The organism is Flaviflexus ciconiae, from assembly GCF_003971195.1.
Taxonomy (GTDB): domain Bacteria; phylum Actinomycetota; class Actinomycetes; order Actinomycetales; family Actinomycetaceae; genus Flaviflexus; species Flaviflexus ciconiae.
Map to the genome: position 1 here is coordinate 2,604,935 of NZ_CP034593.1, position 22,356 is coordinate 2,627,290.

The window sequence follows — 22,356 nt, forward strand, 5'->3', positions numbered from 1 at the left end:
CAAGCGCGAAATTAGTGCTTCTGTGAGCGAAAGGAGGCAACATATGTGGAATTGGCGATCGTAAGTTGGGTAGATATAGTGGAGTTATTGAATAAAGCGAAACGAGGAGGTTTCTTTTGAACGCCCAAGCACCCCGCGTCCGGACACTCGGACTCCACATCGCCGATGTTCTCGGACGGTACGTCGACAAGATTCCCGATGGCCAGGGACTGACCCTGCTTGATGAGATCAAGCTGACCGTGGCAGGCACCGCTGCTGCACCCGCAGTCAACCTTGCTCGCCTCGGAGTTCCCATCGCAACGTCCGGTGTTGTTGGCGACGATGCTCTGGGCCAGTTTGTTCGGTCCACGATGGAAGGGGAGGGCGTTGACGTCACGAACCTCCGCGTAGATGCATCAGCTCCGACCTCTGCCTCGATGCTCAACATCCGCCGCGACGGTAGCCGTCCCGCACTCCACGTTGTTGGTGCTAACGGCAAGATCTCCCCGGAAGACCTGACCGATGACATTCTGGAGGGCATCGAGATTCTCCACCTCGGTGGAGTGGGTCTCATGCCCGGCATCGACGGTCCCGCAACGGTCGATTTCCTTCGCCGTGCGAAGGAAAAGGGCATTATTGTGACCCTTGACCTGCTGCCCACGGGCTCCGCTTCCGACCACGAGGCACTCGATGACTGCCTGCCCTACGTGGACTACATCCTCCCCTCCGACGATGACTCCCTGCTCCTGTCGGGTGCGGACAACTACGCGGATGCTGCTCGCTGGTTCCTTGACCGCGGCGTCAAGACCGCGATCATCACCCTTGGTGCCGAGGGCGTCAGCATCAGCACGAAGGGCGACATCGATCGTCGCTACCCCACCACGAAGGTCGATGTCGTTGACACGACGGGCTGTGGCGACGCATTCGCCTCCGGACTCATCCTCGGCCTCCTCGACGGTGAGCCGGTCGAAGAAGCTGCTCGCCTGGGCATGGCCTGCGGTTCACTCGTCGCCCAGGGGCTGGGCTCCGATGCGGTTCTCGAATCCTACGAACAGGCGAAGGCATTCGCCGATACCCTCCCTCGCGTCTAAAACGCGGGCACTATTTGCAGGGCCTCACTCTCCCTGCGAATAGTGAGTAGGTTGATAGGTAGGTGGCCTCGAAAGTACGTCTTTCGGGGCCACCGCTCTCTTTACTCCATGTCTCTAAGGGTGGGTCAAGTCCTTTTGGGTGGTGTAGCTGGTGTTCCTTCGTTGTCGGTTTGGGGGTTAGGCGGTCAGTTCGAGTGGGTCGTCGCTTACGTTTCCTGCATTGTCGGCAACGGTGTGGAAGCGGCTTGTGGCGAGGATGTCGAGTCCGAGGTAGCGTCGGCCTTCGGCCCATTCATCGGTCTGTTCGGCCAGGACGGCGCCGACGAGGCGGATGATCTCTTCTCGGTTGGGGAAGATCCCCACCGAATCGGTGCGGCGACGGATCTTGCGGTTGAGGCGCTCGCCCGGGTTGTTGGACCAGATCTGGGCCCACACCGGGCTCGGAAAGGCAGTGAAGGCAAGGATATCGGCACGTGCGCCGTCCAGATGATCGTGAGCTTCAGGGAGCTTATCGCCGACGTAGTCCAAAAGCCGATCGAATCGGGCGTGGACACTGGGAGCGTCGGGCTGGTCGTAGACCGAGTGCAGCATCGCTTTGACTGCCGGCCAGTAGCTCTTGGGGCACACGCTCATCAGGTTCGTCGCATAATGGGTCCGGCACCGCTGCCAGGCAGCTCCGGGCAGGTTCGCGGCGACCGCCTCGACCAGGCCCGGGTGAGCATCGGAGGTCACCAGTCGGACCCCGCTCAGGGCGCATCATGCGACGAGGTCGGCGAAGAAGGAGTTCCACGCGGCCCCGGTCTCACTGGTCGTAACCCGCAGGCCGAGGACTTCTCGGTGCCCGTCGGCATTGACACCGGTGGCGATGAGGACGACCGTGTTGATCACCCGTCCGCCCTCACGGACCTTCATGGTCAGTGCGTCAGCAGCGACGAAGGTGAAGGGGACCGCCTCATCGAGGGGCGGTGACGGAACTGGTCCACGTGCTCGTCGAGCTCGGTGGCCATGCGCGAGACCTGCGACTTCGATAAAGAATGGATGCCCAAGGTCTTGACGAGTTTAACCATCCGCCGCGTGGACACTCCGGCGAGGTAGCTGTCAGCAACGACCGTGATCAGTGCGGTCTCGGCCCGTTTCCTGCGCTCGATCAGCCAAGCAGGGAAATACGTGCCCGACCTGAGCTTCGGGATAGCGACGTTGACGGTGCCGACCCGGGTGTCTAAGGGGCGGTGGCGGTAGCCGTTGCGCTGGGTGAGGCGGTCGGGGCTGGGCTTGCCCCATTCGGCGCCGACCACCGCGTCCGCGTCGGCTGAGAGCAGGGCGTTGATCATGGTCTGGAGCAGGTCTCGCATCAGATCCGGGGATGCTTCAGCGAGGGCTTCGCGGAGCAGGCCTGCAGGGTCGATAATATGAGGGGCGGTCATCGTGGTGATGTCCTTTCGAGTGGGAAGTAGAGAGCTTTCTCGAAGGATCCCACTGTGACCGCGCTCATGTCAGCAACGACGCTCACGACCACCCCGGGGGCTACACCGCTCTAAGGGGCACTACTCAACTCGAGCCAGATCCTGACGTACCTGGGGCGGAACTCGTCAATAGTAGGTGTGTTGTCCTGGCTCATTTGCGCCAGCCTGAACAAAGCGTGGGATCACTGCCTGAATAGAGCACTCGGATTGAATCGGTTAGGGCTGAGGGGAACGACTGATCTGGGTGTAGCGGTAGGGTGGGGCAAACAGGAGGTTGTCGATGTCCGAACTGTTATCTGCTCTTCCCGATCGTGACTGGTCGCGTGTTCTCTGTATCGTTGCCCACCCGGACGACATGGAATATGGGGCATCTGCTGCAGTCAGTCACTGGACTTCGCGCGGCATTGAAGTCATCTATGTGCTACTTACAGCTGGTGAGGCTGGGATGGCAGAACCGCCGGAAGTCATTGCTCCACTCCGTAAGAGAGAACAGGAAGCTGCATGTGCTTCTGTAGGTGTTAGTGATCTCCGCATTCTGGGCCACCCGGATGGAATGCTCGTGGCTGATCTGAAGCTACGCAAAGATATTGCCAAACTAGTTCGAGAGATCAGGCCGGATGCCGTTCTCACTGCGAACTTCGATTTCGAGGCTTACGGAGGATTAAACCAGGCTGATCACCGAGCTGCTGGCTTAGGCGTTATTGATGGTGTCCGGGACGCGAGCAATCCGTGGGTCTTCAGAGAGCTGGGAGATGAGGGGCTGAGGGCATGGAAGACAAAAGCTATTCTTGTCGCTGGTCATCCAGAACCCACCCACTCTGTGACTGTCTCACAGGTCGATGTTGATGCGGCCGTGAAATCGTTGCAGTCTCACGAGTCCTATCTCCGACATGTAACCGGTCATCCGGTCCCATCAGAATTCATTCCGGCAGTACTGGCTGAAGGTGGCGAAGCAAGTGGTACCGAATATGCTGTTTCCTTCAAGGTCTACAATCTCGGCGGATCCGATAGCGAGTAGGAGATGAATGATTCTGCCTGCCGGGGCCAGGGGATGTGCTTAGCCGGTCGCTGTCGTTGAACGGCGGACGATCAGTTCTGGCGGGAAGAGCGCATGGATTGCCTCTTCTCGGTCGGCGATGCGCTCGCGGAGAAGGCTAATCGCCTTCTTTCCCATGGCCTCCTGTGGCTGATCAATGCTGGTGAGCGATGGGTACAGCACCCTCGCCGTGGAGGTGTTGTCGTAACTGACGATCTTCAGTTGCTTGGGAACGGATACGCCTTCTTCATGGGCAACGCGTAGCAACTGGGCTGCCGTCATGTCGTTATTGGCAAGAATTCCATCGAACTCTCGATCAGCAACAATGCTCCGGAATTGACTCGTGTCCCAAGACTCGACGTAACGAACCGAGAGTTTCTTGCCGACTGCCGTAAGAGCTTCGTTCATTCCCTGCTCGCGAGCCCTGCTGGTAGCACTGGTCGACTTGGTGACGTAAGCAATCCGTTCAGCGCCAACAGAAAATAGGTGTTCACATCCGGTGCGTGCCCCCATAACATCGTCGGATACGACCGTGTCTAGGTTTGCTGGGGGATTGTCGTAGCGAGAAATAACGACGGTGGGACTATTTTTGAGACCCGGGTAAATTCCTTGGACGGGAGCCACGACGAGAGAACAATAATGCCCTCAACCTTAAGCTCAAGCATGGAATGAACAGCCGTCACGAGCTTGGTCGGGGAGTTGGCTCCATGGGAAACGATCACATTCAGATCGTGAGTGTTTGCTTCAACCTCAGCACCTTCGACTGTCTGAGTATCATGCGGATTCCCAATGTCGTTAAGAACAATTCCGATTGTGTGCGTAGAGGAACGTAGTGATCTCGCCCCGAAGTTTGGATGATAGTTTAGCTCCTTCATTGCCTGAAAGATCTTCGTACGATTTTCTTCCGAGACCCCGGGCTCTCCTCGGATCGCGCGAGAAGCGAGCCACTTTGATACCTGCGCTCGTTCCGCAACCGAGAGAATAGTTGGGCGAGCTCTCATTGGTGTGCCTTTCACGTAACAATTCGTAGGGGTAGGAGTGAAGTCGCGGGGCGGGCTGATCATTGATCAGAGACTTCTGTCAAAGGAGCGATGCGTTATGTTAACCGCTCTCCATTAATAGTGACAGATTCAAGTGAACGACTTGTGAACGTGATAGTGAAGCAAAAGAGGCCACTACCTTCGGGCAGAGTTGCGTTACAGGTTACGGGCATGAGGATCCGTGTGGCCATCAGCGGAATTCCATCGAACCAAGAAGGCTTCCTGCATGGGCTGGCGGGGTGGAACTAAGCGCTGATGCGATAACGTTGAAGTAGTCTGAATGAGGCCGTACAGGCGAGCACATCCACAGGCACTACGCCCTATTGGCACGCTACCGCGGCAGTGTCCCCCTCCGAAATACTGCGCGCCTTCCTGCTCCAGTCCACCGTTACAATCCTTCAACGCCTCCACGATTGAGAAGTGTTGCGATGGTCGACGACATGTACCTGCAGACGAGCAAACCAACTCATCAACGCGTAAATTGGGTTGACAGTTGTAAAGTTTGTGGACCGCTGTTAGGATCGCATCGGATCAAGAAGCTCGACGTTAAGCCTCTCAGCTTGTCGACTGGCAACCGCGTATCGCACACGGTGCTCCTGAGGGAAGATCTGCCCCCGAGCATAAGCACGGGTGGAACTAGCGATTTAAGGATATTCCCATGTTGGATGAAAATCCCCCTTCTGAGCAAGATGCTCAGCGCCGTTCGGAGAACAGCGAAGAAAAGACAGCGATGATCGTCACGTCCCCCAATGGCGCGAAGGTCGGTATCGCGCCTCTAGGTACTGGGTGCCGGAACTATTCCCCGGGCCACAGCATTCACTCCATCCACGCCCGGTTGGGTGGCCAGAGCCGGGACTGGGTGCAGGCGCGGGTCCTCATTGTCGAGGGTAACTACATTGAGTTTGTCACGGAGACAGGCACGTGGCGCCGATGGAACCACAACGCCTCGCTGCTACGAAGAATTGCCGAGGTGCCGGAACTCCTGCCTGGAGTTAAGGCGGAATGGTCCGAGCGCTATTATCTGCTCAAAGTTGAAGTGGATGGGGTGGGCTACCTGCTCTCGCTTGCCGAAAGTGATGAGAAAGCCTGCATGACCTGGTGACGACCGGAACGAAGGGCTGATCGGCAAACCTGCGCCCAGGCCCTTCGTTGGTGGAAACGTCAACTCGTAATGTAGCGGGTTTAGGGCCAGTATGCGGAACGCGAGCTATCCCAAGGGCATAGCGCTCCCGACCGTCCGCTCTGGCCCTAAACCCTCACCCATGCAGACTCTTCCTTATTGGAAGGCGGCAAAAAACCCATGACGGTTCACTGCGGCCTGTTGGTGTTGCTATTCCAAAACCAACGTGGGATCTCCCTGGCCTTCTTAGGTCCTTTATGCAGCTATCAAAGGCTGGATTACCCGGTGTTTCGAGGGATGCAACAGGGCGCCTCCGCTAGTTGCGACTACCGGTCTCCGGTGGTCATCCAGAGTGGCCCTCAAATGTATAGTTGGCGCCTACGAGATCCACCTTGAGCAAATGCAACTATCGCTGCCTGTTCTTGATCAGATCCTCACGCGCCTTAATGAGGGTGGGGAAGTCACCGCCGGGACCGTAGGCAATGTAGCCGGGGGCGAGGTGGTCGTGTCCCTGCTCCTCGGAGTAGCGAATGTCCTGGTAGGTTCCGCCGGCTTGGCGGATCACGAACATAGCGGCGGAAACATCCCAGGCGTTGACCGAGGCGCCAAAAGCTGAGTCTGTCCATCCTGCCGCTACGTGGCAGAGGCTGAGTGCTCCGGAACCGGTCCTGCGAACTGAAGAGAAGTCGGTGACCAAGGAATTGAACACTCCGAGTGCGAACTCGTCGCCATCAATTTCTAGATCTTTGGCCGTGGGGTATCCGGTGATAACTGTGGCTGCGCCCGCTGGGAGAGCGGGATTGGTTTTGAGGGTCTCACCATTGAGGTAGGCACCATTTGCATCCGCCGAGAACATGTTGTCTGCCATGGGATCGTAGACGGCCCCGGCAACAATCTCACCCTCAACCTCGACCCCGATGGAGCAGCAGAAGAACGCGAGGCCTTGAACAAAGTTGGAGGTGCCGTCGATCGGGTCGATGTACCAGGTGGCCGGACCTTCAGCGTCAATGCGACCGGCTTCTTCTCCGAAGAGAATGGCACCGGGATTGTGCTCGCGGATATAGGTGGAAATCATCTCTTCGCAGGCGCGGTCGTGTTCGGTAACGAGGTCGTGCTGGTCCCGCTTTTGATCAACGTTCATGACGCCGCGGAAGGCTTTGCGAAGGTAGTCGCCAACCGAGTGTGCGGCGCCTTCGGCAATGGACCGGAGTTCAACGGAGTTAATGGCTGTTGTCATGAGGAGAGTCCTTGGAGGTGTTTGAGGAGGCCAGCGGGATTGTCAAAGGTATAGGTGGGTTCAGCCAGAACGGTGAAGGGTCTCGTGGAGGCGCCGGGCACTGGAGTGAGAACCGTGGCACCAACCCCGGCGCGAACGCCACACAGAACATCCCTGTCGATTCGATCGCCAACGTACCAGCACTGATCCACGGGAATGCCAATGGCTTCTGCCGCCTGCAAGATCAGCTGTGGATTGGGTTTCCTTACTCCCGCCTCATCGGAGTAGATTTCGGCAAAAAAGTAATCGGATAGGCCGTGCTCGGCGAGGAAATCGCGGTGCACCTGCCCGGAGAGGGCGTTCGATGCGATCGAAACGGGAATGCCGGTTTTCTTGCACCAGGCAAGGAGTTCAAGGATGCCGGTGCGGAGGGTGCGGATCTCCTGATTGATACCAACGGAGTAGCAAATCTCTGAGGCGTGCGGCTGAAGGAGTTCCCGCGCTTCATCAGGCCAGTCGGCTGCAATGAAGTCGAGAACGTATGATTCGTGGCTGACTTCTTCGGGGAAGCGAGGGCGGGACATCGCGTTGCGCAGAAGCTTCACTGCCGTTTCGCCAGCAACGACATCGGCAACAATTGTTTCGCGAGTAACGAGCGGTGACCTGGTCGCATTCACGTCCGCGTCAGTCGGTGAAACAGTATCGGTGTCTGTGCCGTGCAGAATGCCCTCGATGAGATCGGCGACTTGCTCCTCCCATCCGTCTCCCTTGGTGGATTGAACAATCACGCCTCCAAAGTCGAGGATTAGGCCAGATAAGCTCATCGGTGCATTCTTTCGTAGGTTGAGTAGATAGTTCTTGGGACAGCGGGGCTGTTTGAAAGCGGTGCTTACAGTCTTCTACGTAGTTCTTGCCGTCCGGTTCAAACCACGCCGTTATCCGGGCCCGGTGTCCCGCGTTGTGCTTTGACCGGCCCAGCTGGGCCGGTCTCGGCATTCCCGGTGGTGCCGGGTCCTTTACTCATCGTAGGCAAAGGGCCCGGCATTTGGGTTAGTTAGCGGAGGTGCGCCACAGATCCTGCCAGTCCTGGCGGGTCTGCCAGTCGGTGGTGAGGCCCTCGTTGTTGAAGAAGTAGATGCTCTCCATGTTGCCGCGAACGTCGGCCGGGTCCTCCGGCTGTTCGATGGTGGTGTTCGAAGAGATCTTGCCGTCGTTGATCTGCGGCTCAATACCTTCCTCGGTCAGTGCGAAGTGAATGAACAGCTTGGCTGCGTTCTGGTTCTCCGACTCGGAAGCAATCACCATGGCCTTGGGTGCGGCGTCGCCAGCCCAGGGAGCCATGTCTGCACAGACGTCGTGGACGTAGCCCTGTTCCTCAATGTTGCGGAACAGGGCGGACGACATGAGGCCCATGGGCGGGTCCTCCTGGCCGGGTGCGCCAACAGCTGCCGAAACATCCTCGTGGGAGTTCGTCAGGATCGGGTCATTGGCCGCCATACGAGCAACCCACTCCTCTACAGCCGAATCGGCGTCGAGGTCTTCACCGAAGTGATCCTCGTATTCTGCACGGAGATCAGCTTCGTTGAACTGCTCCATCTGGCTGAACCAGTCGAGCTGCTTGTTGGCAGCAACCGGGTCTTCGAGAGCAACCTTGCCGGTCCACTCCTCTTCGGTCAGCTCCCACATGTTCGTCACGGGGCAGGTGTCGTACACCTCGGAGTTGTAGGCCCACAGGGACGGGTCGTGGATAAGAACGAGCGGGTCGCGTTGCGACTCGTCAATGTTGTCAACGAGATCGCCCGGGATCCAGGAGTAAACAATCTCGTCCGGGAGGAGCTGTGCTTGGAGTGCCGCCATGTCGGGCAGGGCAATGACATCGCCCTGAACGTCGCCGGACTCGGCTTCCCTCGTGACCATCTCGAACGCCTCTGAAGCATCGACCTTTACGCCGGTTGCTTCAATGCCATACTTGGCTGTGAAGTTCTCGGCCATGGTCTCGACCTTGGAGGTGTTGTCGTAGATCGTGATGGGGCCTTCGGCCTCGGCGGCCTCAATAAGAGCATCCAGGTCGAAATCCTCATCGACCTGCGAAGTGTTAACAGCGGCGTTGGCGTCGCCATTGCCAGCTCCGTTATCGTCGGTTTCTTCGTCGTCGGAGCAGGCTACAAGGGTGAGAAAAGAGGCGACCAGGACGGCTGCACTCATGCGGGTGGTGAATCGTGATCGCGTAGTCATTGTCTTCCCTTCAGAAGATGGTGGTCGATTATGTGAGTAGTGGTGGACAGGGGTGGAACGATCCACGACCATGCGACTCCAATCCTTTTTATCGCTACACCTAGCAGGCTAAAGATGCTGGGGAAACGAGATATCGCCGATAAATTGACATTCAACCAACTTACGTGGAGCGTTCCATGCTCATGTGCGGTTCTGTAGTACCGTTTTCTGGGGAACTTTTCAAGGCTGTGGCGGGTGTAAACGGCTTGGGCGTGGAAATGTTGGCATTAACATATAAGTTTTTGTCATGTGTTTGCCTTAACGAGTCCGGCATGGGGCGAAGGGGCTCGCATGGAGGCCTGGGTTTCTGGAGTTGAAGTATGTGCTTATGGGCTGACTTGCGTGCGCAACTACAGATGCTGCCGCAAAACTAACCGTTCGCCAGACTGCTCGGTCGCGACGACCGAAAAAACGCGTTTGGAGGCGAGGATACCAATTCAATAACATGTGAATTGGATTGATATTTGCACAGTGCGCGAACCGCTGTTGCGATCGAGTCGGATCAAGAAGCTCGACGTTAAGCCTCTCAGCTTGTCGACTGGCAACCGCGTATCGCACGCTTCTTGAGGGAAGATCTGCCCCGAGCAGAAGCCCGGGTGGAATCAAGCGATTTAAGGATATTTCCATGTGGATAACAATCCCCCTTTTGGGCGCGGTGCTCAGCCCCGTTCGGTGAACAGCGAAGACCGGACAGCGTTCATAGTTACCGCCCCGACGGTACGAATATCGGTATCGCACCTCTGGACACGCGGTGCAAAGCCTACTGGCCCGGTCACAGCATTCATGTCATCCACGCTCGGTTCGGTGCGCAGAGCCGGGACCGGGGCCCGGCACGGGTCGTCGCTGTTGACGGTAACTACATAGTGTTCGTGGCGGAATCAGGAACGTGGCGCCGGTGGAACCATGGCGTGGCGCGGCTACGAAGAATCGCCGAGACGACGGCTCTCCGGTCTGATGCTGAGATGGAGTGGTATGAGGAGTACTATCTGCTCAAAGTCGGAGCAGGAGGGCTGGGCTACCTGTTCTCGTTGGCCGAAAGCGGCGAGAAAGCCTGCGGCATCGGTTGATGCCCGGAACGAAGGCCTGATGGGCAAGCCTAGTTGGAAGGCGGTAAGAAACCCTTGACGGTTCAACTCGACTTGTTGGTGCAACTGCCCCAAACCAACTTGGGAGCGATCGGGCTTTCTGGCGCCCTGTGTGTGGCGCCTAATGATCTGATTACCTGGATCTGAGGGACGTAACAGGGCGGCTCCGGTGAACCGCGACTACCAGGCTTCGATAGGCGCCATGAGTGGCTCTCAATTGTTTGGTTGGTGCTCAGGAGAGCCGCCATGAGCAAATGCATCTATCGTTGCCTATTCTTGGCGAGATCCTCGCGTGCCTTGGTGGGGGTAGGGTGGTTGCCGCCGGGACGTAGGCGATGTATCCAGGGGCGTGGTGGTCGCGTCCCTGGCTATATCGCATTTCGTAGGAGCTTCACGGCAGTCTCACCAGTAACAACAACGGCATTGTTTCTCCTACCCTGGTTCCTTGCTCCCAAATTGGGGCTTCTCGGGGACCTATTGAGGTCGGAAGAAAACGAGTTGAGGGCCGTCACAACCTAGGGTTTCCTCAGTTGCAACTCTTAGCGTCGCGGTGACTATAGTCGCAATAACGTGGTGCGCGTCATTTGGCTTGGTGGTACGTTGAATTCCCAACGTACCAGGGGTGGGACGAACCATTCCGGCTATGTGGGTGGACGGAGGTGGGAGTGTGGCGCAACAGGCAAAGGACCCTGATCTCGAGCCGCCCGAATCATTGTTTGACGATGTGGCGTATGCGGGGAGTGGTCCGCTCAGACGGCTAGCGCGCAACGGTGTTCTCTTAGTCTTTGCAGTGTTTATCCTGGTCGGGCTCGTAGGGGTCTATGACCTGAACGGGACTGCACGAGCAGAGTCTGGGCCGGTCTCAGTCGATGTCGACTATCCGAAGACAACGAGGGCGGCCCAGGATGTTCGCGTCATTGCCCGGATCGAGAGCGCTAACGAGCTACCCGAAACGGTCTATCTCGACATTGATCAGGACTACGTAGGAATGATCGAGGATATTCTTTTCATTCCCGAAGCAGAGTCGCAGACGGCTCACGCGAACGGACGCATGAGACTCGAATATCAGGTGCCTGATGGTAGTAGGGGTATGAGGCTCGTTATCGAGGGCAGGGCCGGCGACCAGTGGGAGCTGCGAACTTCCGGCACTCTCGATGTTGTCGTTGGTGATGATCGGCTCGAAGTTCCGCTTGATACGTGGAGGTTCCCCTAATGGAAATCATCATTAAAGCAGTTATTGCCTTCTTTGTTCTCTGGCTCCTCACAAAAGCAACCGGCAGAGCGACCCTTGGCGAACTGTCATCCTTTGACCTACTGCTGTTTATTTGCATGGGGGATTTGATCCAGCAGGCAATCACTGGTGAGGACCGCACACTCACGGGCGGCCTTGTTGCCGTCGGTACTTTTGCTCTTCTCGCAGTGGGATTCAACTTCGTTGTATCCCACTGGCCAAAGGCCAGCAAGGCACTAGAAGGGCCGCCCGTCGTTCTCGTTTCCGACGGTGTGGCACATACTCGGGCGATGAGACACCAGCGAGTATCGGCTGCCGAACTGCTCAGTGCTGGCCGGCAATCAGGGTTTGAGAAGATGAGCGATATTCGACTTGCCGTACTCGAGCAGGACGGGAAAATCTCCTTCTTCGCAACCGAGGCGAAGGAAGCAGATAGGGCCTAGATGATCCTCCTGAGCTTGTGCCCCTCCTGAAACTCCGACCCTCCTGAGGCTCCGCACCTCGGGCAGAATCTAAGAGTTGAGGATCGCTAGAGCTTGGCGGGTGTGCTCGTAGAAGGTGCGTGCCGTCGTGGGTGCGTTCCGTAGCAGGTGCTGGTTATCGCTGAAGGGTGGATAGAGATAACCGGTGGGTCCAGGTCTTTCGACGTGAGCCCACCGGTTACTCATTCTTCGCGGGGCAATGTCCCAAATTGAACATTCGGGATTAACGCCCCCCACTGTTTCGTTTGGGGTGCCCTGTCGTGGTGGCACCCGTTATTCAGTGCTGCCTAGTAAATTCTGCTCAACCAATGATTGAAAGTGCCTAATCAGGCGTTGATTGTTTCCAATCAGTTGCTGGTGGGGGTGTCGGCCTGGCCGAGCTCGGTGGGCGTTCCACTGTCCATTGCTGAGGTGCCGGAGAATCCGATCGGGGTTGCGCTTCCCGCTTCCCGGGAGAGTTGCGCGGCTTCCTGGTCTGCGTTGTCTGCGAGGGCATGGGCGACCTGACCGTCGATGCTGGTAGCCAGCGGCTCTTCCTTGATGAAGAACAGGATGATCGTGGCGAACAGCATGAGGGGGAGGAGGTACAGGAAAACGGGTGCCAGGGAGTCGTTGTAGGACGAGACAATGACATCCTTGATCGGAGCGGGAAGCTCCGCGACTGCCGCCGGGGTCAGCGAGTTCTGGCTGAAGCCACCCTGCATGGCCTCCACCGGCATACGCTCCGTGAGGAGGGCGGTGAGCCTTGAGGTGAACAGGGCGCCGACGATTGCGGCACCGAGAGAAGCACCGATCTCACGGAAGAAGTTGTTTGCGGCTGTTGCTGTACCAACGATGGCGTTCGGGAACGTGTTCTGGACGATCAGGACAAGGATCTGCGCGCCAAGTCCCAGGCCGAAACCAAAGATGAACAGGTAGATACTGAACACGAGAGTTGAGGTGTCGGGCTGCATGGTGGACAGGAGAACCATGGCTCCGGCAACAACGAGAGTCGAAGCGATCGGCATCCACTTATAGCGACCGGTCTTCGATGCGAGGAAGCCTGTGGCGATCGAGGTGAGGAGAACCCCCGCCATCATCGGCAGCATGAGAAGACCAGCATTCGTTGCCGATAGGCCGTTAACCATCTGAAGGTAGGTCGGTAGGTAGGCGACGGCACCGAACATGGCGATCGCAATGAACAGACCGGCGGCGGTTGCCAGGTTGAAGTTCTTGTTCTTGAACAGGTGGAGGGGGATGATCGGCTCTACCGCGCGGCGCTCGACCTCGATGAAAGCTAGTGAGGCAACGATTGCGAGAGCGATAAGACCGAGGATCGTCGGGGAGCTCCAGTCGTACTCGGTGCCACCCCACGAGGTGACGAGAACAATCGAGGTGACGGCAATGGCCATGGTGACCATGCCAGCAACGTCAAGCTTTGTACCTTCCGGCATCTCCCTCTTGGGGATCCTGAGGAACGCCCAGGCTGCGGCGATGGAGATGATGGCGAGCGGGATGTTGATCCAGAAGGCCCAACGCCATCCAATACCTTCGGTGAACCAGCCGCCGAGGATCGGTCCGAGAACGGAAGAGATGGCGAAAACGCCACCCATGATCCCCATGTAGCGACCGCGGTCGCGGGCCGGGATTACGTCGGCGATGATTGCCTGCGACAGGATCATGAGCCCGCCGCCACCAAGGCCCTGAACGGCGCGGCCAGCAATCAGCCAGTTCATGGCGGGGGAAAGCCCGCCAATGATCGAGCCGACAAGAAAGAGGTCCAGGGCAAAGATGAAGAGCGACTTGCGGCCAATGAGGTCGCCGAGCTTGCCGTAGATCGGCATCATAATAGTCGCGGCAAGAATGTAGGCGGTGGTCACCCACAGCATGTGGTTAACTCCGTTGAGTTCGCCAACGATCGTGGGCAGGGCCGTGCCAAGAATCGTCTGATCGAGCGATGAGGCAAACATTGCCGTCAAAAGTCCCAAGAAAACGAGGTGGACAGCCCGCTTATCTGTTTCAGGTGTGGTGTTCATGAGTTCCTTCGAAGAATGAGAGACATAAAGTCGAGAGCCTGCTTCAGGTCATCCGACCAGGCATGAGGAGCAGTGGGAGGCTGGTCGACCCAGCAACGAATGGTGTATCGGAGGGCAGTGCCAACGAGCTCCACGGTCAGGTGGGCTTCGTTCTCAACAGCAAGCCCGCTGTTGATGCTTCTTTCCTCCGGGTGACTGGTAAGCCGATCGGTCAGGAGGGCCGATAGTTCAGAGATGTATGCGCTGATCCCGGCCAGATGGAATTCGTGCAACTGCGGGTATTTCTTAAGAAGCTGGCCTCTGCGGCGAGTCAGGTCATCGTGAAGAAGTTCTGGTGTGAGTGCGAGTTCGACAATGCTTGCAAGGCGAATAACGATCGGCTGCGACGTATCGGCGAGAATCTCGTCGACACCGTCCGTTCCAGCAACGGTTAGCGGCAGGCCGGCAATAGCGGCGTCCTTGGAGGGGAAGTAGTTAAAGAACGTCCTCGGGGAGATGTCAGCGCGCCGACAGATCTCATCCACCGTGGTGTCGTCGTATCCGAGTTCCTCAACAGCATCCACTGCGCCATGTTCAATCGCCGCAGTTGTCGCCTCGCGTTTTCTTTCCCGGAGTCCGGGCTCTGACTTTTGCACGAGATTCATAATTGCACTGACTGCAAGAATGCACAATGTGAAAGTTTGTACAGTGCGTCACCGCAATGTCTTAGCTTTGGTAAACGCTGTCAATTAGCTAGTTTCTCCCGGTGGAGAAATCTTGGTGTTGCGGGCCCGGAATAACTAAACCGATATGCTTCTATCTGATCGCTAACGGGTGAAAGACTCTCTTGCAGATTTTACACACGGTGAAGAGGTAGCGCTCCTGCTTTGGTTGGGCGGTGATGGACAAGAATGAAAAAGTCCGTAGTCGAACTGCCAAGAACCGTGGAAATCCCGGAGTGGCACAATAGATGGGGTCAGTATTCCAACGGGAGAGTGGTGTCATGGAGTTTCCGACAGCAAACACGGTCGAAGCGTTCCGCGAAAATCTTGCCGCGGTGCGGGCAAAGATTGAACGGGCGGCGGAGCGAGCAGGTCGCAATGCTTCGGAAGTTAGGCTCCTCCCAGTTTCTAAAACGGTTCCTGAGGAGCGCATTCGCCTGGCTATTGCTGCTGGTGCTCACCAGCTGGGGGAGAACAAGGTCCAGGAGGCAAAGCGTAAGCACGCCAACCTGATCGATGAGGATGTGAAGTGGTCAATCATTGGCCACCTTCAAACCAACAAGGCCAAGGAAGTTGCGGCTTTCGCTAGCGAGTTTCATGCACTCGATTCCCTCCGTGTTGCCGAAGCTCTTGACCGTAGGTTGGAAATGGAAGGGCGGAGCCTCGACGTATACGTCCAGGTCAACACCTCGGGTGAGGAGTCAAAGTACGGACTCGAGCCCGGTGCTGTTCCGGGAATGCTGGAGGCGCTCAGGGGTTTTGAAACCGTGAACGTCAAGGGGCTGATGACACTCGCGATCTTCTCCGACGACAAGGAAGCGGTGCGAACGTGCTTCCAGCTACTCCGCAGATTGCGAGACGAGGCGCGGGATCGAGATCCGGCCCTTATTGGTCCAGGTGAACTGTCCATGGGAATGTCGAGCGATTACGAGATCGCTATCGAAGAAGGCGCGAACGTTGTTCGCGTTGGTCAGGCGATCTTCGGCGCGCGCCCAACAACTGATGCGTACTACTGGCCGAGCGCAACGGCCAAGCAATAACCCTTACCTGCTCGTGCGGGAAGGCTGACAATCTCGGCTCTCTCGGTAGTTCCGACATTGCTTCCTTGCGAAGGGTCCTTCGAGGCTGGGCCTTCCTGGTCCGTCGTTCATTTCATGCAGTTCACTGACCGTTTTGGGATTGTGGTCGGCTGAGCAATTGCCCTCGTTGGAGTCTGTATTCCTCCGTTGGTTGGCTTGATTCCGCGGGAAGTGACTCTTGCCTTCATGTTTGCTCTCCCATATTGAAAGTGTCCTGCACGAATTAGTTGAACTATTGACTTGAGTAGGGACCGCTACCACACTTGCACGTACCGCGTGTCAATGCAGACACAGAAAACTGGAGCGTGCAATGAAAGCCGTAAGAATTCACGAATACGAGAAAATGCCGTCCCTTGATGAAGTCGACAATCCAAAGGTCACAGGGCCTTGGGATGTCATCGTCAAAGTCGGCGCAGCCGGTCTCTGTCGTACAGACCTCCACGTCATCGAAGGCCAGTGGGCCCCGATCCAGAACCCCGACCTCCCCTACATCCTCGGCCACGAAAATGCTGGCTGGGTAGAAGAAGTCGGTAGCGCCGTCTCCAATGTCAGCGTTGGCGACACCGTTATCATGCATCCCCTCGTCACGTGCGGGCTGTGCCCAGCCTGCCGTGCGGGACAAGACTCGCACTGCTCGAACTCAAGCTTCCCTGGCCTCAACGCAGACGGTGGGATGGCAGAGTTCCTCAAAACCAATGCCCGAGCAGTCGTTAAGCTCGATGCTTCTCTCCAGCCCAAGGACATCGCTGCGCTCGCAGATGCTGGCCTTACCGCGTACCACGCGGTAAGGAAGGCCGCGAAGTGGCTCTTCCCTGGAAGCCATGCCGTTGTCATTGGTTCGGGCGGACTCGGCCATATTGGTATTCAGTCCCTCGTTGCACTCACCTCGGCACACATCATCGTTGTTGATCGTTCCGAGAAGGCCCTTGAGCTTGCCAAGAGCCTCGGTGCCCATGAAACCGTTCTCTCGGGTGACGATGAAGCCACACTGGATAAGGTTAAGGAGATCACCGGCGGCGGAGCCGACGTTGTCTTCGACTTTGTTGGTGAACAAGGAATGGAGAAGGTTGGCCCCAGAATGCTTAAGGGCAGGGGAGACTACTACGTCATCGGCTACGGCGGTAACGTCGACCTGCTAACTATCGACATCATCTCCCAGGAGATTAACGTTATTGGCAACCTGGTGGGAACCTACCAGGACCTCGTTGAACTCATGACACTCACGGCAGAAGGCAAGATCTCCCTGACCACCGCCGTCTATCCGCTTGATGCATTCGACGATGCCATCAACGATCTTGACCAGGGCAGGCTTATCGGACGAGGCATCCTCGTTCCCTAGTTCCCCTCCCGCAACTACCAGCTTCGTAATCTGACCATTACTCCTTCCACCTAGTTGGGCCTCCCCTTGCAGTCAGGGGAGGCCCAACTATGTTTGGTGCGGGGCCCTAGTCGGGTGCGGATGAAATGACTTTCCAGGCTCAGGTGTCGACAGAATCGTCACGAAATGCCGGTCGGACTATTGAGGCAGACTAGGCCGATTGACGGTCGGACCGTTGGGGCAGAGCCGGCTGACTGACGGTCGGACTGTTTAAGCAGACTAACTGGACTACTGGCGCGCACGTTCGAGAATGTGCAGTTGCTCTGGATTGGCACCTTGGCGGCTCCGCATCTCCAGTGTTTTTATTCTCTGCGGTCAAGACATGAGCATCAAGAGTGCTCAAAAGTCGGCTGATCTAGCCGTTTCGTGATGCTTGGTAAAGGGTGATATTTCGCGGAATTGAGACCTGAAGTGGACGAGTGTGCGGGCGCTCGCCTAGACGTGTAACCCGTTGTAGTGTGAAGGACAGCACGTCGTTAACGTGTCGGGTGGCCGTGCCCTGGCTACTCGGAAACCTGACAACAATGAGGTAGTCATGCCCAAGGCAAAAAAGATTATGAATAGTCCCGACAACATCGTGGATGAGACTCTTGACGGTCTCGTCGCGATCTCCAACGGTCTGCTTGCTCGCGACCCTGGATCTCGGGTTATCCGCAGCACCAAGGTCGAACAGGGCAAGGTCGGCCTGGTCGTTGGCGGTGGCTCCGGACACGAGCCCATGTACGGTGCCTTCGTTGGTCCCGGCCTCGCAAACGCCTCCGTTTCTGGTGATATCTTCGCAGCCCCCGCACCCCAGCACGTTCAGGAAGCCATCGAGGCCGCCGATGCTGGCGAAGGTGTTCTGATTGTCTACGGCAACTATGCTGGCGACGTCATGAACTTTGACATGGGAGCCGAGCTCGCTGAAGACGACTCCGACATTGAGTCGAAGACCGTCCTCGTACGCGACGATGTCGCAACCGATGACTACGAGGGCCGCCGCGGAATCGGTGGTGCCTTCTACGTTGTGAAGGCTGCTGGCGCAGCCTGCGCCAAGGGACTCTCCCTCGAAGAGGCCGCTGCAGTGACCGAGCGGGTTCAGTACAACACCCGCACGATCGGCGTTGCCGTTCGCGCAGGCGTTCTCCCCGACACCGGTAAGCGCACCTTCGAACTCGGTGATGACGAGATCGAGATCGGTCTTGGCATGCACGGCGAGGTGGGTGTTGAGCGCTCGGCGATGATGTCGGCCGATGACCTCGCAGTCAAGATGGTCAACATGATCACCGAGGACCTCCCGTTTGAGTCAGGCGACAAGGTTGCCGTGATGATCAACAACCTGGGTGCGACAACTCAGATGGAGTTGCTTGTTGTCTACCGCAAGGTGGCAGAACTTCTCGAGGAGAAGGGCATCACCGTTGGCCGTACCGATATCGGTGCGCACTTCACCTCGCAGGACATGGCAGGCTTCTCGCTCACGCTCCTCAAGCTCACCGACGAAATCGAAGAGCTCCTCGAAGCTCCCTGTGAGTCCGTCCCCTACACGCAGGGCTGATACATGGCAGATACAGTAAACGCAGAACAACTCCGCACAATCCTGACCCAGGCCTGCCAGGCCATTGTCGACGCAAAGGAACTTCTTGGTGAAGCAGACCGTGCCACCGGCGACGGTGACCACGGCACCGGCATGTCCAGAGGCTTCGGAGCAGGCCTTGAGGCGCTCAAGGATGCCGAGCTTTCAACTGTCGGTGATGCCTTCAAGGCAGTCGGAATGGCGGTTCTGAGCACCTCGGGCGGAGCCTCCGGAGCCGTCTTTGGCACCATGTTCCGTGCCCCAGCCAAGGCGCTCGGTGGTGAAGAGATGGATGCTGAGGGATATGCGGCAGGTCTTGAAGCCGCGGTTGAGAAAGTCATGGCCCGAGGCAAGGCAGAGCCCGGTCAGAAGACCATGCTTGATGCTCTTATTCCTGCAGCCGAAGCGGCCCGTGCTTCTGTCTCGGAGGGTCTCGCTGCCTCATCCTGTGCCGCAGCGAACGCTGCAGAGCAGGGGTCCGAAGCTACCAAGGACATGATCGCCAAGGTCGGCAAGGCCAAGTCCCTGGGCGAACGGAGCCTCGGCCACAAGGACCCGGGATCAATCTCGGTTTCGATCCTGCTCACAACAATCGCTGACGGTATCGCCGGTGCCTAAATCAATCAACTGCTGAGCAACTAGCTCAACTAACGCGTGGGGCGGCAGATCTTTGGGTCTGCCGCCCCACGCTGTCTGTGGAGATGATCGACTACTTTGCTCTTTCGAGCGGCTCTTCCTCAGTCACCTCATCAGGAGGTTCACTGGTGCAACCGCAAGATTCTCGAGTGTTCAGCCGGTGCGGGACAGTGATATGTGTGCCGGGATCCGCATCGGGTGTATTGATTAACTCAAGTGCGGCTTCCGCCAGGAGATCTGCTGGCTGGGCTACCGAGCTGAGCGGAGGCGAAAGGAAGGGGCTTATCTCAGTTGAGTCAATTGAAATCACGGCAACGTCTTCGGGGATGCGGAGGCCCATCGTGTTGAGGGCGCTCAGGGCTCCGATTGCTTGCGTGTCGTTGGAAACGAGTAGCCCGTCCGGACGGTGTTTCTGGGAGAAAAGCTCAAGAGCTGCATCATGCCCGCCCCGGTATGAGTAATCTGCCCGGCGGACTAGCTCCTTGCTCTGCTCGGTGGTGTAGGACATGGCATCCCGCCATCCCCGATATCTGACCTTGAAAACTCCGTGTGCCGTAGGACCAAAGATCGCGGCAATCCGCTTGCGACCGTGTCCAAGGAGATGTTGCGCGGCTTCTCGTATGGCGGCCCGCTGCGCAATTTCTACCGTGGACATAGCGCGGTCGTCATCACTGATTCTGAAGATGTTGATGGCGCCGTTGAATCGATCGGCGGGCTGTAGTTCCTTTGTGGGACCAATCGAAAGAACCGCTTCGACTCTGTGATCGGCAAATGTTCTGATCAGCTCTTGTTCGGTGCTGTGGATGTATCGGGTTGAACCGAAGATAACAACCTTGCCCTGCGCTGCCGCTCGCTGTTCCACTTCCGCGACAAGGTCCGCGAAGAATGGGCCTCTGAAGTTCGGCACCATCATCCCAATTGAATTTGAACTGGCGCCTCGGAGAGAGAGTGCAATTGGGTCGGGACGATAACCGAGAGTCTCGATGGCGTCGAGAACTCTCTTACGTGTCTTTTCGGCCACGAACTTGGGGCCGTCATTGACAACATAGCTGACCGTCGCCAGTGATGTTCGCGCAAGCTTTGCAACGTCTGCACGCGTTGGTGTCGCATTTTTCGACGTGCTCACATCCGACCTCCTCGGTTGACTCGTTTCCATTTTATCGCGGATTTTCTTCGATATCTCGCCGAAAGACCCAGACTGGAACATTCCAAGATGACACGTGTCGTCTAATTTCTCCAAATTGCTGGCTAAAAGGTGACACGTGTCGTATTATGGTGAGCACGACGTTGGCAATGAGGCTTTCGTCCTAGGTTTAAGGGCTGGCCAAGCGAGGGAGCTTCCGGCTTGAAACGGACATTCCGTCCAGGGAGGTCAAGGTTTGTGAATACTGACCAAAAAGATGAGATCACGATCGGTAGTGCTACCGGCGCGTGGGAAAAGTCCGGTCCTCAGCCGGGCTACTACAAGTTGCCGCGTAAAGAGGTCTTTGGATACTCTCTCGTCGATCTAGCAATGAACCTCGCGTTCCAGGCGATCATGATGTACATCACGTTCTTCTACACGGACGTGTTTGGACTTCGTCCGGGTCACGTGGCGGTGATGTTCCTTGTCGCAAGGCTGTGGGACACCATTAATGATCCGATCATGGGCTGGGTCGTCGAGCGACTCAACCCGCGCCACGGCAAGTACAAGTCGTGGATTCTCTACGGCTCGCTACCGTTCGCGATTGCGGCTGTTTTGACTTATACGACGCCTGAGATGACCTACGGGGCGAAGCTGGTTTGGGCATACGCTACCTACAACATTCTCAACATGGGTTACACCCTGATCATCCAGCCGTACATCTCCCTCGCTTCGGTGATGACGGCGGATCCGAGCGAGCGTACTCGTCTTCAGTCGATGCGCATGATGTTTGCTCAGGCCGGTGGCGTTATCGTCGCGCTGACCATTCCTCTTCTGAGTGACTTCCTCAACCAGTACTTCTCGCTTCAGCAGTCCTACATGTTCACCGTTGCGCTTATGTCGGTGGTCATGCTTGCGATCCTGCTCTACGCCTACACCCAGGTGACTGAGCGCATCAAGGTTACGTCGCATGAGGACCCGCCCGGTTTCAAGGAGATTATCCGTCAGGCAACGAACAACAAGTACGTCGTTCTGATGTTCCTGCTCTTCTTCGGCGTCTACGGATTCAACACTATCGTTGGTTCCTCGAGCGTCTACTACATTTCTTACTACGCTGACCGCCCGGACATGATGGCCTGGTTCTCGCTCATGGTCGTCCTGCCGTCCGTGTTCGGTGTTCCGATCGTGCCGTGGCTGATCCGTCGCTTCAAGAAGAAGGGCGCGGTCATCATTGGACTGGTCGTGGGCGCACTAGGCGCAATCCTTCTTGCGATGCTGCCGCCTTCGGCACTTGCTCTCATGCTTGTCTTCCGCGGTATCAGCTCGTTTGGTTACGGCATCCTTATGGGTAGCCTCTGGGCGATCATTATTGACCCGGTTGAATACGGCGACCTCAATACGGGCCGCCGCCTGACCGCGATTGTCATGACCCTTATCGGTCTTGGCCTCAAGGCTTCCATGCTCCTTGGTGGAGTTGTTCCGGCCTGGATTCTGGAAGCCGTTAATTATGTTCCCGACGTCGCTCAGTCGCAGGAAGCTCTGAACGGCATCCACTTCATGTCGACCTGGCTGCCCGCCATTATCCTCATCATCACTCTTCTCATCTTTGTCCTCTTTTACGACCTGTCGGAGGAAAAGGTTGCTGACATTCAGCACAAGATTGCTGTCCGTGACGGCCTTGTCGAACCGGTAACTGACGAAGAGCACGTGCTCGTTGCTGAAGCGGCGGAGAGGAAGTCGTTGCGAGATGCAGAGCGAGCCAAGAAAGCAACGCCGCCTGTGCTCGGAACGACCTCGGCAGCGCCATCAATTGTTGACCCAACCAGATTAGACGATCCAAAGGAGGATTGAGCAC

Annotated in this window: 19 protein-coding genes, 1 pseudogene and 1 riboswitch; of the genes and pseudogenes, 11 read left to right on the top strand and 9 right to left on the bottom strand. The window is 57.2% G+C overall.

The window, feature by feature from the left end:
- Positions 1–116: 116 nt before the first annotated feature.
- Positions 117–1,070, top strand: coding sequence for a carbohydrate kinase family protein (locus EJ997_RS11680; protein ID WP_126704699.1), 954 nt, complete (start codon positions 117–119; stop codon positions 1,068–1,070).
- A gap of 177 nt (positions 1,071–1,247) precedes the next feature.
- Here EJ997_RS11680 and EJ997_RS11685 read toward each other — a convergent pair.
- Positions 1,248–2,494, bottom strand: a pseudogene (locus EJ997_RS11685) (IS256 family transposase).
- Between the two features lie 319 nt (positions 2,495–2,813).
- Here EJ997_RS11685 and EJ997_RS11690 point away from each other — a divergent pair.
- Entirely contained in the window at positions 2,814–3,551 is a 738-nt protein-coding gene (locus EJ997_RS11690; RefSeq protein ID WP_126704700.1) for a PIG-L deacetylase family protein, read from the top strand.
- A gap of 39 nt (positions 3,552–3,590) precedes the next feature.
- Here EJ997_RS11690 and EJ997_RS11695 read toward each other — a convergent pair whose 3' ends face one another.
- Both EJ997_RS11695 and EJ997_RS14165 read right to left on the bottom strand, forming a co-directional pair.
- The gene (locus tag EJ997_RS11695) at positions 3,591–4,193 is read right to left on the bottom strand and encodes a substrate-binding domain-containing protein (RefSeq protein WP_126704701.1); all 603 of its coding nucleotides are present in this window, start codon (positions 4,191–4,193) and stop codon (positions 3,591–3,593) included.
- Positions 4,106–4,633, bottom strand: coding sequence for a LacI family DNA-binding transcriptional regulator (locus EJ997_RS14165; protein ID WP_126704702.1), 528 nt, complete (start codon positions 4,631–4,633; stop codon positions 4,106–4,108). The genes EJ997_RS11695 and EJ997_RS14165 overlap by 88 nt, the downstream gene beginning before the upstream one ends.
- A 505-nt stretch (positions 4,634–5,138) precedes the next feature.
- Positions 5,139–5,254, top strand: a riboswitch (SAM riboswitch).
- Positions 5,255–5,267: 13 nt separating this feature from the next.
- On the opposite strand from EJ997_RS14165, the gene EJ997_RS11705 reads away from it, so the two are divergent.
- Positions 5,268–5,711 carry a hypothetical protein gene (locus EJ997_RS11705; protein WP_126704703.1) on the top strand — a complete coding sequence of 148 codons (444 nt, stop codon included), beginning with the start codon at positions 5,268–5,270 and terminating at the stop codon, positions 5,709–5,711.
- A 424-nt stretch (positions 5,712–6,135) separates the two neighbouring features.
- Here EJ997_RS11705 and EJ997_RS11710 read toward each other — a convergent pair whose 3' ends face one another.
- The 3 genes from EJ997_RS11710 to EJ997_RS11720 form a co-directional block, all read right to left on the bottom strand.
- On the bottom strand, positions 6,136–6,966 hold the full coding sequence (locus EJ997_RS11710; RefSeq protein WP_126704704.1) for an inositol monophosphatase family protein: 831 nt from the start codon (positions 6,964–6,966) through the stop codon (positions 6,136–6,138).
- Positions 6,963–7,769 carry an HAD family hydrolase gene (locus tag EJ997_RS11715; RefSeq protein WP_126704705.1) on the bottom strand — a complete coding sequence of 269 codons (807 nt, stop codon included), beginning with the start codon at positions 7,767–7,769 and terminating at the stop codon, positions 6,963–6,965. Before EJ997_RS11715 ends, EJ997_RS11710 begins: the two co-directional genes overlap by 4 nt.
- A gap of 226 nt (positions 7,770–7,995) precedes the next feature.
- Positions 7,996–9,180 carry an ABC transporter substrate-binding protein gene (locus tag EJ997_RS11720; protein WP_206501668.1) on the bottom strand — a complete coding sequence of 395 codons (1,185 nt, stop codon included), beginning with the start codon at positions 9,178–9,180 and terminating at the stop codon, positions 7,996–7,998.
- 908 nt (positions 9,181–10,088) lie between these two features.
- Here EJ997_RS11720 and EJ997_RS11725 point away from each other — a divergent pair.
- From EJ997_RS11725 to EJ997_RS11735, 3 genes are all read left to right on the top strand, one after another.
- Positions 10,089–10,286, top strand: a complete 198-nt coding sequence (locus tag EJ997_RS11725) for a hypothetical protein (RefSeq protein ID WP_126704706.1) — start codon at positions 10,089–10,091, stop codon at positions 10,284–10,286.
- Positions 10,287–10,971: 685 nt separating this feature from the next.
- Positions 10,972–11,517, top strand: coding sequence for a hypothetical protein (locus EJ997_RS11730; RefSeq protein WP_126704707.1), 546 nt, complete (start codon positions 10,972–10,974; stop codon positions 11,515–11,517).
- On the top strand, positions 11,517–11,978 hold the full coding sequence (locus EJ997_RS11735; RefSeq protein ID WP_126704708.1) for a DUF421 domain-containing protein: 462 nt from the start codon (positions 11,517–11,519) through the stop codon (positions 11,976–11,978). Before EJ997_RS11730 ends, EJ997_RS11735 begins: the two co-directional genes overlap by 1 nt.
- A gap of 386 nt (positions 11,979–12,364) precedes the next feature.
- On the opposite strand, the gene EJ997_RS11740 is transcribed toward EJ997_RS11735, so the two are convergent.
- Both EJ997_RS11740 and EJ997_RS11745 read right to left on the bottom strand, forming a co-directional pair.
- A complete protein-coding gene (locus EJ997_RS11740) occupies positions 12,365–14,032 on the bottom strand; it encodes an MDR family MFS transporter (RefSeq protein ID WP_126704709.1) in 1,668 nt (555 codons plus the stop codon).
- A complete protein-coding gene (locus EJ997_RS11745; protein ID WP_206501670.1) occupies positions 14,029–14,667 on the bottom strand; it encodes a TetR/AcrR family transcriptional regulator in 639 nt (212 codons plus the stop codon). The genes EJ997_RS11740 and EJ997_RS11745 overlap by 4 nt, the downstream gene beginning before the upstream one ends.
- A gap of 347 nt (positions 14,668–15,014) precedes the next feature.
- Here EJ997_RS11745 and EJ997_RS11750 point away from each other — a divergent pair, with 347 nt between their 5' ends.
- The 4 genes from EJ997_RS11750 to dhaL all read left to right on the top strand — a co-directional run bounded on the left by EJ997_RS11750 (position 15,015) and on the right by dhaL (position 19,360).
- Positions 15,015–15,773, top strand: a complete 759-nt coding sequence (locus tag EJ997_RS11750; protein ID WP_126704711.1) for a YggS family pyridoxal phosphate-dependent enzyme — start codon at positions 15,015–15,017, stop codon at positions 15,771–15,773.
- A gap of 349 nt (positions 15,774–16,122) precedes the next feature.
- Positions 16,123–17,151 carry an NAD(P)-dependent alcohol dehydrogenase gene (locus EJ997_RS11755; RefSeq protein ID WP_126704712.1) on the top strand — a complete coding sequence of 343 codons (1,029 nt, stop codon included), beginning with the start codon at positions 16,123–16,125 and terminating at the stop codon, positions 17,149–17,151.
- Positions 17,152–17,725: 574 nt separating this feature from the next.
- The gene (locus EJ997_RS11760) at positions 17,726–18,724 is read left to right on the top strand and encodes a dihydroxyacetone kinase subunit DhaK (protein ID WP_126704713.1); all 999 of its coding nucleotides are present in this window, start codon (positions 17,726–17,728) and stop codon (positions 18,722–18,724) included.
- 3 nt (positions 18,725–18,727) lie between these two features.
- Positions 18,728–19,360 (top strand): dihydroxyacetone kinase subunit DhaL, encoded by a 633-nt coding sequence (dhaL, locus tag EJ997_RS11765; protein WP_126704714.1) that lies wholly within the window; start codon positions 18,728–18,730, stop codon positions 19,358–19,360.
- Positions 19,361–19,451: 91 nt separating this feature from the next.
- Here dhaL and EJ997_RS11770 read toward each other — a convergent pair whose 3' ends face one another.
- Complete coding sequence (locus tag EJ997_RS11770; RefSeq protein ID WP_164719996.1) at positions 19,452–20,504, bottom strand: LacI family DNA-binding transcriptional regulator; 1,053 nt, start codon at positions 20,502–20,504, stop codon at positions 19,452–19,454.
- A 255-nt stretch (positions 20,505–20,759) separates the two neighbouring features.
- Between EJ997_RS11770 and EJ997_RS11775 the strand changes: the two genes are divergently transcribed.
- Positions 20,760–22,352, top strand: a complete 1,593-nt coding sequence (locus EJ997_RS11775) for an MFS transporter (protein WP_126704716.1) — start codon at positions 20,760–20,762, stop codon at positions 22,350–22,352.
- The last annotated feature ends 4 nt before the right edge of the window (positions 22,353–22,356 follow it).